Annotated in this window: 13 protein-coding genes; 12 read left to right on the top strand and 1 reads right to left on the bottom strand. The window is 43.1% G+C overall.

Features of this window, described 5'->3' with window-relative positions; genetic code table 11:
• Window positions 1-104 precede the first annotated feature (104 nt).
• The 8 genes from GPW69_RS01760 to gatB all read left to right on the top strand — a co-directional run bounded on the left by GPW69_RS01760 (window position 105) and on the right by gatB (window position 7861).
• Window positions 105-1319: a pyridoxal phosphate-dependent aminotransferase gene (locus tag GPW69_RS01760; RefSeq protein WP_014735452.1), complete on the top strand. Its 1215-nt coding sequence runs from the start codon at window positions 105-107 to the stop codon at window positions 1317-1319.
• A gap of 151 nt (window positions 1320-1470) precedes the next feature.
• Entirely contained in the window at window positions 1471-2259 is a 789-nt protein-coding gene (codY, locus tag GPW69_RS01765; protein WP_023369388.1) for a GTP-sensing pleiotropic transcriptional regulator CodY, read from the top strand.
• A 1-nt stretch (window position 2260) separates the two neighbouring features.
• Window positions 2261-2812, top strand: coding sequence for a cysteine hydrolase family protein (locus GPW69_RS01770; RefSeq protein ID WP_074391011.1), 552 nt, complete (start codon window positions 2261-2263; stop codon window positions 2810-2812).
• Between the two features lie 415 nt (window positions 2813-3227).
• Complete coding sequence (rplS, locus tag GPW69_RS01775; protein WP_027971744.1) at window positions 3228-3575, top strand: 50S ribosomal protein L19; 348 nt, start codon at window positions 3228-3230, stop codon at window positions 3573-3575.
• Between the two features lie 186 nt (window positions 3576-3761).
• Window positions 3762-4436: a hydrolase gene (locus GPW69_RS01780; RefSeq protein ID WP_012774968.1), complete on the top strand. Its 675-nt coding sequence runs from the start codon at window positions 3762-3764 to the stop codon at window positions 4434-4436.
• 217 nt (window positions 4437-4653) lie between these two features.
• Window positions 4654-4956: an Asp-tRNA(Asn)/Glu-tRNA(Gln) amidotransferase subunit GatC gene (gene gatC, locus GPW69_RS01785; RefSeq protein WP_024408528.1), complete on the top strand. Its 303-nt coding sequence runs from the start codon at window positions 4654-4656 to the stop codon at window positions 4954-4956.
• Window positions 4956-6422: an Asp-tRNA(Asn)/Glu-tRNA(Gln) amidotransferase subunit GatA gene (gene gatA, locus GPW69_RS01790; RefSeq protein WP_044683839.1), complete on the top strand. Its 1467-nt coding sequence runs from the start codon at window positions 4956-4958 to the stop codon at window positions 6420-6422. The genes gatC and gatA overlap by 1 nt, the downstream gene beginning before the upstream one ends.
• Window positions 6422-7861 carry an Asp-tRNA(Asn)/Glu-tRNA(Gln) amidotransferase subunit GatB gene (gene gatB / locus GPW69_RS01795; protein WP_024407240.1) on the top strand — a complete coding sequence of 480 codons (1440 nt, stop codon included), beginning with the start codon at window positions 6422-6424 and terminating at the stop codon, window positions 7859-7861. The genes gatA and gatB overlap by 1 nt, the downstream gene beginning before the upstream one ends.
• Before the next feature lie 244 nt (window positions 7862-8105).
• On the opposite strand, the gene GPW69_RS01800 is transcribed toward gatB, so the two are convergent.
• Window positions 8106-9104 carry a LacI family DNA-binding transcriptional regulator gene (locus GPW69_RS01800; RefSeq protein WP_044683838.1) on the bottom strand — a complete coding sequence of 333 codons (999 nt, stop codon included), beginning with the start codon at window positions 9102-9104 and terminating at the stop codon, window positions 8106-8108.
• A gap of 132 nt (window positions 9105-9236) precedes the next feature.
• Here GPW69_RS01800 and GPW69_RS01805 point away from each other — a divergent pair, with 132 nt between their 5' ends.
• From GPW69_RS01805 to GPW69_RS01820, 4 genes are all read left to right on the top strand, one after another.
• Entirely contained in the window at window positions 9237-10400 is a 1164-nt protein-coding gene (locus GPW69_RS01805) for a galactokinase (protein WP_044683837.1), read from the top strand.
• A gap of 138 nt (window positions 10401-10538) precedes the next feature.
• On the top strand, window positions 10539-12020 hold the full coding sequence (galT, locus tag GPW69_RS01810; protein WP_044683836.1) for a UDP-glucose--hexose-1-phosphate uridylyltransferase: 1482 nt from the start codon (window positions 10539-10541) through the stop codon (window positions 12018-12020).
• A gap of 462 nt (window positions 12021-12482) precedes the next feature.
• Window positions 12483-13391: a DMT family transporter gene (locus tag GPW69_RS01815; RefSeq protein WP_074390981.1), complete on the top strand. Its 909-nt coding sequence runs from the start codon at window positions 12483-12485 to the stop codon at window positions 13389-13391.
• Between the two features lie 47 nt (window positions 13392-13438).
• Window positions 13439-14068, top strand: coding sequence for a copper homeostasis protein CutC (locus GPW69_RS01820; protein WP_074390982.1), 630 nt, complete (start codon window positions 13439-13441; stop codon window positions 14066-14068).
• Window positions 14069-14231: the final 163 nt, after the last annotated feature.

Consider the following 14231-nt stretch of genomic DNA (forward strand, 5'->3'; position numbering starts at 1 on the left):
CCTTACATTTTTATTATAAGCCTTTTGAGAGAAAATGTAAAGGATTCTTGTACTTTTTTAGCTTTTACAGTACAATAGAAAAGATAGAAAGTCGAGGTGACGACATGAAGCAATTTAACAAGTCAACAAAATTGGATGATGTAGCATATGATATTCGTGGGCCTGTTTTGGAAGAGGCCATGCGCATGCGTGCCAATGGAGAGCAGATTTTACGTTTGAATACGGGGAATCCTGCAGAATTTGGTTTTACTGCTCCAGATGAAGTTATTCGTGACTTGATTCATAACGCCCGTAAATCTGAGGGATATTCGAACAGTAAGGGAATTTTTTCTGCACGTAAGGCTATCATGCAGTATTGTCAGCTAAAGAAATTTCCAAATGTTGATATTGAAGATATTTATCTTGGAAACGGCGTGAGTGAGCTGATTGTTATGTCTATGCAAGGTTTGCTAGATAATGGTGATGAGGTGTTGGTGCCAATGCCAGACTATCCTCTCTGGACTGCTGCAGTTAGTTTGGCTGGTGGTAAAGCTGTTCACTATGTTTGTGATGAAGCAGCTGAATGGTATCCAGATTTGGCAGACATGGAGTCCAAGGTGACTTCTCGAACCAAGGCAATTGTCCTTATCAATCCAAATAATCCAACTGGTGCTCTCTATCCGAAAGAAATTTTAGAAGGAATCATTGATATTGCTCGTAGACACGAATTGATTATTTTCTCTGATGAGATTTATGATCGTATGGTCTTTGATGGAGCTGTTCATATCCCTATTGCGACACTGGCTCCAGATTTATTTGTTGTGACGATGAATGGACTGTCTAAATCGCATCGTATTTGTGGTTTCCGAGTCGGTTGGATGGTCTTATCTGGTCCGAAAAAGCATGTAAAAGGTTACATTGAAGGCTTGAATATGTTGTCCAATATGCGTTTGTGTTCAAACGTTTTGGCTCAACAGGTTGTTCAAACTTCTTTGGGAGGTTACCAATCGGTTGATGAACTCTTGATGCCTGGCGGACGCTTATATGAACAAAGGGAGTTTATTACTAAGGCGATTAATGATATTCCAGGACTTTCTGCTGTAAAACCTAAGGCTGGTCTGTATGTCTTCCCAAAAATTGATCGTGAGATGTACAGAGTTGATGATGATGAACAATTTGTATTGGATTTCCTCAAGCAAGAAAAAGTACTTTTGGTCCATGGTCGAGGTTTTAACTGGAAGGATCCAGATCATTTCCGTATTGTGTATTTACCACGTGTGGATGAGTTGGCAGAAATTCAAGAAAAAATGTCACGATTCTTGCGGCAATATCGTAGATAATGGAATTTAGGGCTGAATGTTAATCAGCCTTTTCTTTTTACTTGAATGAAATTGTTTGTATTTTTCTAACAACGGTAAATATTCTGATAATTGTTGAAATTTTATGTATTTTTTGCTATACTGAAAGCAATTACAGAGTAAAGAGGAAAATATGACAACATTATTAGAGAAGACACGGAATATTACTTCTATTTTGAAGCGTTCCGAAGAGCAATTGGCAGAAGAATTGCCTTACAATGCCATTGCTGAGCATTTATCAGCTATTATTGACTGCAACTCGTGCATCATTAATAGTGAAGGTGAGGTTTTGGGATACCACATGAACTATGAGACGAACAATGATCGTGTGGAAGAATTTTTCCAAAATAAACAATTCCCAGAAGGATATGTAAAAGCAGTTGCGCAGGTTTACGATACGCAGGTTAATTTGCCTGTCGAGAGCGAGTTGACTGCCATCCCTGTCGAATCACGTTCGACCTATCCAAATGGTCTGACAACGATAGCGCCTATCCATGTGACGGGGATTCGTTTTGGTTCGCTTATTATTTGGCGGAATGATGAGCAGTTTCACGATGATGATTTGATTTTGGTGGAGATTGCGGCAACAGTAGTTGGTATTCAGTTACTTAATTTCCAACGGGAAGAAGACGAGAAGAATATCCGTCGTCGTGCGGCAGTTAATATGGCGGTAAATACGCTATCTTACTCAGAAATGAAGGCAGTTGCAGCTATTTTGGGTGAATTGGATGGCAATGAGGGGCAATTGACTGCTTCTGTGATTGCAGATCGTATCGGCATTACACGCTCGGTGATTGTGAATGCACTGCGTAAGTTGGAGAGTGCAGGGATTATTGAAAGTCGTTCTTTGGGAATGAAGGGGACTTATTTGAAAGTTCTCATCCCAGCTATTTTTGATGAAATTAAGAAACGTGACTACTAAAATGACAAAAGCATTGATTTCGATTGATTATACAATAGATTTTGTGGCAGACGAAGGAAAGTTGACTGCTGGAAAATCAGCTCAGGCTATTTCTGAACGAATTGCTCAGGTTACGCAAGAAGCTTTTGAAAATGGAGACTATATTTTCTTTGCGATTGATGGTCATGAGGAGGAGGATGAATTTCATCCTGAAGCTCAGCTTTTCCCAAGTCATAATATCATTGGGACGCAAGGGCGTGACTTGTATGGTCCTTTAGCAGATTTTTATCAAAAACATAAAGGGCATGCGCGTGTTCGTTGGATGGATAAACGTCATTATTCTACTTTTTCTGGTACGGATTTGGATGTTCGACTAAGAGAACGTGGTGTAGATACGGTTGTCTTGACGGGTGTTTTGTCTGATATTTGTGTTCTTCATACAGCTATTGATGCTTATAATAAGGGGTATCGTATTGAGGTGATCTCATCAGCCATTGCTGCATTGACGGAGGAGAATCATCAGTTTGCTCTCAACCATTTGCGTCATGTACTTGGTGCGACAATCATTGACTAATAGTATAGTGGCCAGTCTGTGGACTGGTTTTTCGTTTTTCTCCAACAGGAATCTGTATCATCAACACTCTTCGAAAATCAAACTCAGACCTTGTTGACTTAGCTTGATGAACTTCAGTTCCATCTACAACTACGTCGTCAGTCTGATTCTGATATAGTCATTTAGTTTTTCTTTTATTACTTCGTTAACTCGCTTTGCCGTACTCCAGTACTGTCTGCAGCTCGTTGCCTAGTACTAAAAGTAAACTAAAAGACTATAAAAGAAGCGGTGTGATTGACCATGATAAATTTATCAAAATGCTTTACATAGGTGATTACTTGGTGTATAATATAGTTTGTGTGTAATGGACGCACAAAAATACAGTTTATCCGCTGGGTTTAAAAGCACCTAAGATTGACAAAGATAGGAGAATAAAATGAATCCATTGATCCAAAGTTTGACAGAAGGTCAACTTCGTACTGACATCCCTTCATTCCGTCCTGGTGACACTGTGCGTGTTCACGCTAAGGTTGTCGAAGGTAACCGCGAACGTATCCAGATTTTCGAGGGTGTTGTTATCTCTCGTAAAGGTCAAGGCATCTCAGAAATGTACACTGTACGTAAAATCTCTGGTGGTATAGGTGTTGAACGTACATTCCCAATCCACACTCCACGTGTTGATAAGATTGAAGTAGTACGTTACGGTAAAGTACGTCGTGCTAAATTGTACTACCTACGTGCATTGCAAGGTAAAGCAGCACGTATCAAAGAAATCCGTCGTTAAGATAGTCCTACAGACTATTTTGGTCGGAGAAATGGGAGGCAGCGAAAGCTGTCTCTTTTTTTAAAAAAATCTGTTGAAAAGTACTTTATTGTGAAAGCAGTGGTAAAATGGATTGTTTTTGTGTCTCTTCCATGAAATAATATGTTATACTATATATTATTGTAGCTAGTATAGAGGAGGTTGCGGATGAGCGAACAGTTTATTCCATCTGTTTTGTCAGATTTACGGCAGGATATTGTTCAGATGCCAGAAGTTATCAAGGAATGTAGTGGAATTCGTATTTATGGTCGTCGCATTCGTTCAGTCTTATTTACAACGGATGTGTCGATTATTGCCAATCACAATGCAGATGCTATTTTGGCTGTTTATCCATTTACGCCCAGTCCAGCTATTATCAAAAGTATTATGTTGGTTGCGTCAGTTCCAGTCTTGGCTGGTGTTGGTGGAGGCTTGACGACAGGTATGCGTTCAGCTAATATGAGTCTATTGTCTGAGTCGGAGGGAGCATACGCTGTTGTGGTAAATGGACCAACGGATGTAAAAACAATTGAAGCAATCAATAAGGTAGTAGATATTCCTATCATTTATACCGTTGTTTCTGAAAAGTCTGATTTAACCTCACGGATTAAAGCAGGAGTAGATATTTTAAATGTTTCTTGCGGTATGGAAACGCCAAGGGTTGTGAAGAAGATTCGAGAAGCTTTCCCTGACTTTCCAATTATTGCGACTGGTGGTCCGACTGAGGACTCTATTCGTCGGGTTATCGAAGCTGGAGCCAATGCTGTCTCCTATACAGCTCCAAGTAATGGGGAGCTTTTTAAGGGGAAAATGGAAAAATACCGCAAACATGCAAAGGATTAGCTCATAAAAAAGATAGGTGAAGTAAACAGTAAGTTTTATTGCTAGATGAAACTTGCTGTTTTTTATCGTTTTACGGTGTGAGGTTAGGAATACTTCGCAATTTAAAGAGCGGATTTTTAGGGGGAAATAGGTAACATATTAGGTCATTTCTACCTTTGTCTGGGGCTGGAAATATGGTATAATGAGAAGATAGATTTCCATTAGGAGGAAAGTAAGAATGAAGATTTCTGAAGCTGAAGTCCGTCACGTTGCCAAGCTGTCTAAGCTGGAATTTTCGGATCAAGAAACAGCGGAATTTGCGACAAGTTTGAGCAAGATTGTCGATATGGTTGAATTGCTCAATGAAGTAGATACGACAGGTGTTGCGGTAACGACCACTATGGCTGACCGTAAGAATGTCTTGCGAGCAGATGTTGCCCAAAAAGGTGAGAGCCGTGAGGAGCTCTTTAAAAATGTGCCTGAATCACAAGATAACTTTATCAAGGTACCAGCTATTCTAGACGGGGGAGGAGATGCCTAATGACTTTTAACAATAAAACTATTGATGAATTGCATGACCTCCTTGTCAAAAAGGAGATTTCTGCGGTTGAGTTGACCAAGGCAACTTTGGAAGACATTAAGAGCCGTGAGGGAGCTGTGGATGCTTTCTTGACTATCACAGAAGATGCGGCCTTGGCGCAGGCTGCGGCCCTTGATGAAAAAGGGATTGATGCGGACAATGTTATGGCAGGGATTCCTTTGGCAGTCAAGGACAATATCTCTACCAAAGGTATTTTGACAACTGCTGCTTCAAAAATGCTCTATAACTACGAGCCGATTTTCGATGCGACATCGGTTGCTCAGGCCTATGCAAAGGATATGATTGTTGTTGGTAAGACCAACATGGATGAGTTTGCAATGGGTGGTTCGAATGAGAACTCTGCCTTCAAACCGACAAAAAATGCTTGGGACCAGACAAAAGTTCCTGGTGGTTCTTCAGGTGGTTCGGCAGCTGCGGTTGCTGCTGGTCAGGTCCGTTTGTCACTCGGTTCTGACACAGGTGGTTCCATCCGCCAGCCTGCGGCCTTTAATGGTATCGTTGGTATGAAACCGACCTATGGAACGGTGTCCCGTTTTGGTTTGATTGCCTTTGGTTCATCTCTTGACCAGATTGGTCCGTTTTCACAGACAGTCAAGGAAAATGCCCAGTTGCTCAATGTCATCTCTGGTCATGATGTCAAGGATGCAACATCAACGATCAATGAAATTGCTGACTTCACTAGCAAGATTGGTCAGGACATCAAGGGTATGAAAATTGCTCTTCCTAAAGAATACATGGGCGAAGGGATTGATCCGCAGGTCAAGGAAACCATTCTCAAGGCTGCTAAGCACTTGGAAAGTTTGGGGGCGATTATCGAGGAAGTCAGCCTGCCATATTCTAAGTATGGGGTTGCTGTTTACTACATTATCGCATCATCAGAGGCTTCTTCTAACTTGCAACGTTTTGACGGTATCCGTTATGGTTTCCGTGCAGAAGATGCAACCAATTTGGATGAGATTTACGTGAAGACCCGTAGCCAAGGTTTTGGTGAGGAAGTCAAACGTCGTATTATGTTAGGTACATTTAGCTTGTCATCTGGTTACTACGATGCCTACTTCAAGAAGGCTGGTCAGGTGCGGACCTTGATTATCCAGGATTTTGAAAAAGTCTTTGCCAACTATGACTTGATTTTGGGTCCAACAGCTCCGACAGTTGCCTTTGGTTTGGACACGCTCAACCATGACCCTGTGGCTATGTACTTGGCGGACTTGTTAACAATTCCTGTAAACTTGGCTGGTCTTCCTGGTCTTTCTATTCCTGCTGGTTTTGTGGAAGGCTTGCCAGTCGGTTTGCAGTTGATTGGTCCAAAGTATTCAGAAGAAACCATTTACCAAGTGGCTGCTGCTTTTGAAGCGACGACAGACTACCACAAGCAACAACCAGTGATTTTTGGAGGTGCTAACTAATGAACTTTGAAACGATTATTGGTCTAGAAGTCCATGTGGAGTTGAATACCAACTCGAAAATTTTCTCACCTTCATCTGCTCATTTTGGTGAGGATCCAAATGCTAATACCAACGTGATTGATTGGTCTTTCCCAGGTGTCCTTCCTGTCCTTAATAAGGGCGTTGTGGATGCTGGTATCAAGGCTGCCTTGGCCTTGAACATGGACATTCACAAGGATATGCACTTTGACCGCAAGAACTATTTCTATCCTGATAACCCTAAAGCCTATCAGATCTCTCAGTTTGACGAGCCGATTGGCTACAATGGTTGGATTGAGATTGAGCTAGAAGACGGCTCAACCAAGAAAATTCGTATCGAGCGTGCGCATTTGGAAGAGGATGCAGGTAAGAATACCCACGGGACAGATGGTTATTCTTATGTGGACCTCAACCGCCAGGGCGTGCCCTTGATTGAGATTGTGTCAGAAGCGGATATGCGTTCGCCTGAAGAGGCCTATGCCTACTTGACAGCCCTCAAGGAAATCATCCAATACACTGGTATTTCAGATGTGAAGATGGAAGAAGGTTCTATGCGCGTGGATGCTAATATCTCTCTTCGTCCCTATGGTCAGGAGAAATTTGGTACCAAGACTGAGTTGAAAAACCTCAACTCCTTCAACTATGTTCGCAAGGGCTTGCAGCACGAGGTAGAACGTCAGGCGAAAATCTTGCGTTCAGGTGGTCAAATCCAGCAGGAAACTCGTCGTTATGATGAATCTACTGGTGAAACCATTCTCATGCGTGTCAAAGAAGGGTCAGCTGACTACCGTTACTTCCCAGAGCCAGATCTACCACTTTATGAGATTGATGATAGCTGGATTGAGGAAGTGCGTGCAGAATTGCCAGTCTTTCCAAAGGCTCGCCGCGCTCACTATGTGGAAAACTTGGGCTTGACCGCCTATGATGCGGGTCAGTTGACGTCTACCAAGGCTCTGTCTGACTTCTTTGAAGCAGCAGTGGCAGTAGGTGGCGATGCTAAACAAGTATCTAACTGGTTGCAGGGTGAGGTGGCTCAGTTCCTCAATGCTGAAGGTAAGACTATTGAGCAAATCGCCTTAACACCAGAAAACTTGGTGGAGATGATTGCCTTGATTGCGGATGGAACTATTTCATCTAAGATTGCCAAGAAAGTCTTTGTTCACCTGGCCAAAGAAGGTGGCTCTGCTAAGGCTTACGTTGAGAAAGCTGGTTTGGTACAGATTTCAGACCCTGCGGTCTTGATTCCGATTATCCACCAAGTCTTTGCGGATAATGAAGCAGCCGTAGCTGACTTCAAGTCTGGCAAACGCAATGCTGACAAGGCCTTTACAGGCTTCTTGATGAAAGCAACCAAGGGACAAGCTAATCCACAAGTTGCACAACAACTCTTGGCTCAGGAATTGGCTAAGTTGTTAGACTAATACTCTTCGAAAATCAAACTCAAACCTTGTTGACTTGATTTGATGAGTGTAAAGCTCCAGTGGAGCTGTACAGCTTGTCATCATCAAATAATAAAGTGGGGGCTATCTGTTCAGGTAAGAACCGAAGACGTTCGCTCTATCTCCGAACCTTTGGAGCTAGTTTGATTTTGATTTTCATTGAGTATTGGATAAAATAGAAGAAAACCGAGAATTCGTCAGAACTCTCGGTTTTTCTTTTGCACTTTTAATAAGAACTTTCCCGTATAACCAGCTGGGTACCCAGTTTGATTTTACGGGGGTGGTGGGGCGTTGGACTTGTTATGACACGGTCCAGCAGTTGCATGGCTTCTTGGCCCATTTCTTCGGTGTAGACACTGATAGAAGACAGGGCTGGATAGACTTGGCGCGTGATGGCTGTATCGTTAAAGGTGATGAGCTGGACCCGTTCTGGCACGGCGATTTGACGCTCTTGAAGGGCTCGAAGGGCGCCGACAGCTAGAGTGTCGTTTGCCATGAAGAAGGCTGGGGGCAGCTGGTCACCCAGGTCGGCAATAGCCTGGCTCATCAGCTCATAGCCCGACTGGGTGGAGAACTTTCCTTGGTAGATGTAGTCTTCTTGGAGCATGCCCAAGGTGTCTAGATAGGTCCGGAAGGCAGTCAGGCGGGGGTCTGTTGGCAGTTGGTGTCCGTCTGTGGTTTCTTCCTGTCCTACTAGGAGTCCAATATCAGTCAGACCTTGTGAACGGAAGTGGTCGATAACTGTCTGAACAGAGTGTTCAAAGTCAGTTGTGACGCAGGAGAATCCCTCGGTCAGCGTATCAGAGTCCACAAAGATCAGCTTGGAAGACAAGTTAGTCAGCTCTGCTATTTGCCCAGAAGAAAATTTACCAACTGCGATGATGCCGTCCAATCCTTGAAGGAGGGGATTGGTCAAGTCGTTGAAGGAGCGGATGATTTGATAGCCCAGAAGGCTGGCGGTCTGCTCAATGCTGGCACGGATGGAATAGTAGTAGAGGTCAGCCAGCTCTTCGCTTTCGGTGTACCATTGGACAATACCGATGGTGCCTTTTTGTTGGGGTGCTTGTTTTTTGAGGTGTTTGGTGTAGCCCAGGTCCTGTGCCAAGTTGAAAATGCGGTCGCGGGTTTCTTGGCTGACGGATAGGGTCAGGTCGCCCTTGAGAACGCGAGAAATGGTGGCAGAGGAAAGGTGAGCTTTTTCGGCGATTTCTTTGATAGTAACCATGTTTTTCTCCTGTTTATTTGTCTCTAGTATAGCATAAAAAACGAAATTAGTAAAAATTTAGTAAAAATATTGACTTTTAAATTGTTGAGTTGTACAATAAAAGAAAACGATTACAAAATCAAGGAGGTTCTTATGAATAAAGAACAACTCAAGCAAGCCTTTCTCGATGTGTTTGGTCAAGAGGCGGATGCGACTTTTTTCTCACCAGGGCGTATTAATTTGATTGGTGAGCATACTGACTATAACGGTGGTCATGTTTTTCCTGCGGCCATTACCTTGGGAACATACGGGGCTGCTCGCAAACGTGAAGATCAACTTTTGCGTTTCTATTCTGCTAACTTCGAGGAAGTAGGTATTATTGAGGTTGATTTGAACAATCTGGTCTTTGATAAGGCGGACAACTGGACCAACTATGCCAAAGGTGTTCTTAAGTTCTTGAAAGAAGCAGGACATAGCATTGATACAGGTATGGAAGTCTTTGTTTACGGTAACATTCCAAATGGTTCAGGCTTGTCATCATCAGCTTCTCTGGAACTCTTGATTGGCATCATCGCAGAAGAATTGTATGGTCTAGAATTGACTCGCCTTGATTTGGTAAAAATTGGGAAACAAACGGAAAATCACTTTATCGGTGTCAATTCTGGTATCATGGACCAGTTTGCTATCGGTATGGGAGCAGACCAGCGTGCCATTTATCTGGATACCAATAGCTTGGAGTATGAATTGGTGCCACTGGATTTGGGTGACCATGTGATTGTCATCATGAACACCAACAAACGTCGTGAACTGGCAGATTCTAAGTACAATGAGCGCCGTGCGGAATGTGAAAAAGCAGTGGAAGAATTGAATGCAGTCTTGAATATTCAAACTCTGGGAGAATTGGATGAGTGGACCTTTGATCAATATAGTTATTTGATTAAGGATGAAAACCGTATCAAGCGTGCCCGCCATGCTGTTTTGGAAAATCAACGGACCTTGCAGGCTCGTAAGGCCTTGGAAGAAGGAGATTTGGCAACCTTTGGTCGTTTGGTCAATGCTTCTCATGTTTCCTTGGAACATGATTATGAAGTGACAGGTTTGGAATTGGATACCTTGGCTCACACAGCTTGGGAGCAAGAAGGTGTTCTTGGTGCTCGGATGACGGGAGCTGGTTTCGGTGGCTGTGGTATTGCTATTGTCCATAAGGATAAGGTTGATGCCTTTACTGAAAATGTTGGTAAGACCTATACAGAGGTTGTTGGCTATGAACCAAGCTTCTATGTAGCGGAAATTGCTGGAGGCTCTCGCGTCTTATAGTCTTTCATTATTAGGTTGACAGAAGTGACTTACATGTCAGTTGCTCGACTGGATGCGACGAACGTTGAGAAGTGGTATTGGCTTGTTTCCTAGCCTTTTCTTAAACTGAGAGACTATTGTAAATAATAGATTGGAGAAATGATGACAGGATTGGTGGATCGTTTTGTTGAGCAGGTCATTGCCAACAGTGATTTTGAGGAAATGGATGCTCTTTACCTGCGCAATCGAGTCTTGGCTTTGGTGGGAGACCAGGTTTTGACTGTTCAAACAGATTTAGAGGACTTGATTGAATTAAAAGATGAACTATTGGCTTATGGAGTTCGAACTGGTTTTGTGGGTGAATTGCTGGAAGAGCAGGACATGGTTGGGGCTTGTTTGATGGATTTGATGACACCGAGTCCGAGTCAGGTCAATCGTGATTTTTGGCAGACCTATCAGGACAGTCCAGAGCAAGCGATTGGCGACTTCTATGAATTGAGCAAGCGCAATGACTATATCAAGATGGCTGCAATTGCGAAAAATATCTATTATCAAGTTTCGACAGAGTATGGGGATTTGGAAATCACAATCAATCTGTCTAAACCTGAGAAGGATCCCAAGTCTATTGCAGCGGCTACGAAAGCTGAAGCGAGCAATTATCCCAAATGTCTACTCTGTATGGAAAATGAGGGCTATCAGGGTCGGATTAATCACCCTGCACGCGCCAACCACCGCATTATTCGCTTGGATCTTGGTCAGGAAAAGTGGGGCTTCCAGTATTCGCCCTATGCTTACTACAATGAACATGCTATTTTCCTAAATCAGGAACATGTGCCGATGGTCATTAGTCCGCGAACATTTGAGCAACTCTTGGATTTGTTGGATTTGTTGCCAGGCTATTTTGTTGGCTCCAACTCCGACCTACCAATCTCGGGTGGCTCCATCTTGACTCACAATCACTATCAGGGTGGGCGGCACAGTTTTGCCATGGAAAAGGCACCGATAGAAGGCCAGCTGGTTTTTGACGGCTTTGAGTCCGTATCTGCTGGCATTGTCAAATGGCCCATGTCGGTGATTCGCTTGAGTTCAGCAGATAAGGCATCGCTTCTTGGTTTAGCGACTAAGATTTTGGAAAAATGGCGGAGCTACTCAGATGATAGCGTTCAGATTAAGGCTGAGACGGATGGAACTCCCCATCATACCATCACCCCTATTGCTCGGAAACGAGGAGATTTGTACGAGCTGGATTTGGTTCTCCGCGACAATCAGACCTCAGAAGAGTTTCCAGATGGCATCTATCATCCACATCCAGATGTGCAACATATCAAGAAAGAAAATATCGGCTTAATTGAGGTAATGGGCTTGGCGATTTTACCCCCACGTTTAAAGGCAGAATTGGCTGAAGTAGAAAAATTCTTACTGGGTCAAGATAGTCAAGTGGCTGATTATCATCAGCTTTGGGCGGAAAGCCTGAAAACAGCTCACCCAGATGTGACGGAAGAAACCGTCGAACAAGTTGTTCGTGAGTCAGTGGGACAAATTTTCGCGCGTGTATTGGAAGATGCAGGTGTCTACAAACGAACTCCAGAAGGACAGGCAGCCTTTCTACGATTCGTAGAATTTGTAGGTTTAGTAGCATAAATGTAAGAAAGAGTGGGAGTGGGACAGAACTCGACCAATCTAAAGAGTTCGTCAACAAGTCCTTATTTCCAGTTGTTGAGCTGAAACAGTCTATCCCCAGACCTTGAATGATGAGAGTTGACTACCGCCAGCTTGTATCTCCCACTTCAAAAGGTCTCCCAGACCTTTTGAACTCCCACCCCGTACAGCTCAAACTGTCTGGGAGACAGTTTGAGGTTGGAAATGAAGCGAACTTTGTTCGCATCAGTCGTAGAGGTCAGATTTGGAGCGTGAAACGCGAACTGCTGAGATTTGCTCTGCAAATCCCATTTCCAACCTTTAACAGTCTCCCAGACTGTTAAAGCCAATCAACCACTGCGCTGAGATGTTGACGCAAACTTAGTGAGGTTGGACCTGTCTTTTTGCCTCCCTTCCTGCTCTTTTGGTATAATGGAAGTATTCACAGTGTGAGAAGGAGATATGATGGCGGAAAAGAGATTGGGGACACTGATTACATTAATAGCAGGTATAGCCTGGGGCTTGTCTGGAGTGAGTGGGCAGTACTTGATGTCACGTGGTGTTTCAGTAGATATGATTACCTCCCTGCGTTTGTTGGTATCGGGATTCTTTCTCGTTGGCCTGGCTTATGCTACAGCGAAAGAACAGCTGCTGATAGTATTGAAAAATAGAAAAGCCTTGTTGGGAATTTTTGTTTTTGCGATGTTGGGTCTGGTTCTTAACCAGATGGCTTATTTACAAGCCATCTATCATACCAATGCGGGAACGGCTACGGTTTTACAATACCTTTGCCCTATCTTAGTCTTGGCTTATACCTGTTTGAAAAATAGGGAAAAACCATCAGGGATTGAGTTGATTTCAATTCTCTTAGCCGTAGCAGGAACTTTTCTGATTGCGACTCATGGCAAATTAGATGAATTGGCAGTGACTCCAATCGGTTTGTTCTGGGGAATCTTCTCAGCCTTTACTTATGCGCTATATATTATTTTGCCAGGTAAATTGATCCGTCAATACGGCAGTATAACGGTGATTGGTTTAGGGATGTTAATGGGTGGTTTTGTAGTCACGCTTGGTTTGCAAACTTGGCAGCATCGTCTTCCTATTGATGGTGGAAGTTTCCTGGGGCTGTTAGGTATTGTCGGAGTCGGGACGATTTTTGCCTATACTGCCTTTCTTAAAGGCGTCAGTATGGTTGGTCCTGTCAATGGTAGTCTTTTGGCCTCGATTGAGCCGATTGCATCTGTCTTTTTTGCAGTATGGTTGGTCAATGAGCAATTTTATGCAATTGATTTTGTTGGAATGTTGTTGATTTTACTTGCTGTTTTACTTATTTCTTTAAAAGATATATTGGTTGCCCAAAAGAGTATTGGTTAATATACTCTTTTTTGTTATACTAAAGAAAAAACTTGAAAGGAATAAAGATGATTAAAGAATTTTGTTCCGAAAATCATGTAGGTGTGATGAAGGCCCTATCCCTAGGAGCTAAACGGATTGAACTCTGTGATAATTTGGCAGTCGGAGGGACGACGCCGAGTTATGGAGTGATCAAACATGTTTGTCAACTGGCTCATGAGAATGAAGCCACAGTCATGACCATGATTCGCCCTCGAGGTGGAGATTTTTGCTACGATGAAGCTGAGGTGGAAATGATGGTTGAAGATTGTAAAGTAGCGATTGAACTAGGTTCAGATGGTCTGGTTTATGGTTTGTTAACCGAGGAAAATTGGTTGGACGAAGCAGCCTTGGAAAGACTGTTTGCTGTTTCGCAGGACTGTCAGATTGTCTTTCACATGGCTTTTGACCAAATTACTCGCGAACGCCAATTTGAGGCTCTTGATTGGCTGGCAGAACATGGAGTGACACGGATTTTGACGCGTGGAAGTCTGACAGGGTCTGCCTTGAACAAGGTGGAATGGTTACAGGAGATTGTCGCCTATGCACAAGGTAAAATTGAAATCTTGATTGGTGGTGGATTGACTGTGGAAAATGTGCCAGTTTTACTAGAAAAACTAGCTATTGACCAAGTTCATGGGACAAGATTGTTTTGGTAGGACAGGTCTGCCTCTAAACGGCTCAGCAGACTATTTACTTTTCTGGGGTTATATTAGCTTTATTTAAGGAAGAGGGAGTATACTCTTTTTATTCTTTTTCATACCCCTCCTAGAAAGTACCTAAGTGGGTGCTTTTTGTTCATATTGCACAAAGGGTTTGTGA

Source organism: Streptococcus suis, assembly GCF_902702775.1.
Lineage (GTDB): Bacteria > Bacillota > Bacilli > Lactobacillales > Streptococcaceae > Streptococcus > Streptococcus hashimotonensis.

Coding starts and splice junctions, on each gene's coding strand:
- GPW69_RS01760 (WP_014735452.1), top strand. CDS start 105: ATGAAGCAATTTAACAAGTCAACAAAATTGGATGATGTAGCATATGAT.
- codY (WP_023369388.1), top strand. CDS start 1,471: ATGACAACATTATTAGAGAAGACACGGAATATTACTTCTATTTTGAAG.
- GPW69_RS01770 (WP_074391011.1), top strand. CDS start 2,261: ATGACAAAAGCATTGATTTCGATTGATTATACAATAGATTTTGTGGCA.
- rplS (WP_027971744.1), top strand. CDS start 3,228: ATGAATCCATTGATCCAAAGTTTGACAGAAGGTCAACTTCGTACTGAC.
- GPW69_RS01780 (WP_012774968.1), top strand. CDS start 3,762: ATGAGCGAACAGTTTATTCCATCTGTTTTGTCAGATTTACGGCAGGAT.
- gatC (WP_024408528.1), top strand. CDS start 4,654: ATGAAGATTTCTGAAGCTGAAGTCCGTCACGTTGCCAAGCTGTCTAAG.
- gatA (WP_044683839.1), top strand. CDS start 4,956: ATGACTTTTAACAATAAAACTATTGATGAATTGCATGACCTCCTTGTC.
- gatB (WP_024407240.1), top strand. CDS start 6,422: ATGAACTTTGAAACGATTATTGGTCTAGAAGTCCATGTGGAGTTGAAT.
- GPW69_RS01800 (WP_044683838.1), bottom strand. CDS start 9,104: ATGGTTACTATCAAAGAAATCGCCGAAAAAGCTCACCTTTCCTCTGCC.
- GPW69_RS01805 (WP_044683837.1), top strand. CDS start 9,237: ATGAATAAAGAACAACTCAAGCAAGCCTTTCTCGATGTGTTTGGTCAA.
- galT (WP_044683836.1), top strand. CDS start 10,539: ATGATGACAGGATTGGTGGATCGTTTTGTTGAGCAGGTCATTGCCAAC.
- GPW69_RS01815 (WP_074390981.1), top strand. CDS start 12,483: ATGGCGGAAAAGAGATTGGGGACACTGATTACATTAATAGCAGGTATA.
- GPW69_RS01820 (WP_074390982.1), top strand. CDS start 13,439: ATGATTAAAGAATTTTGTTCCGAAAATCATGTAGGTGTGATGAAGGCC.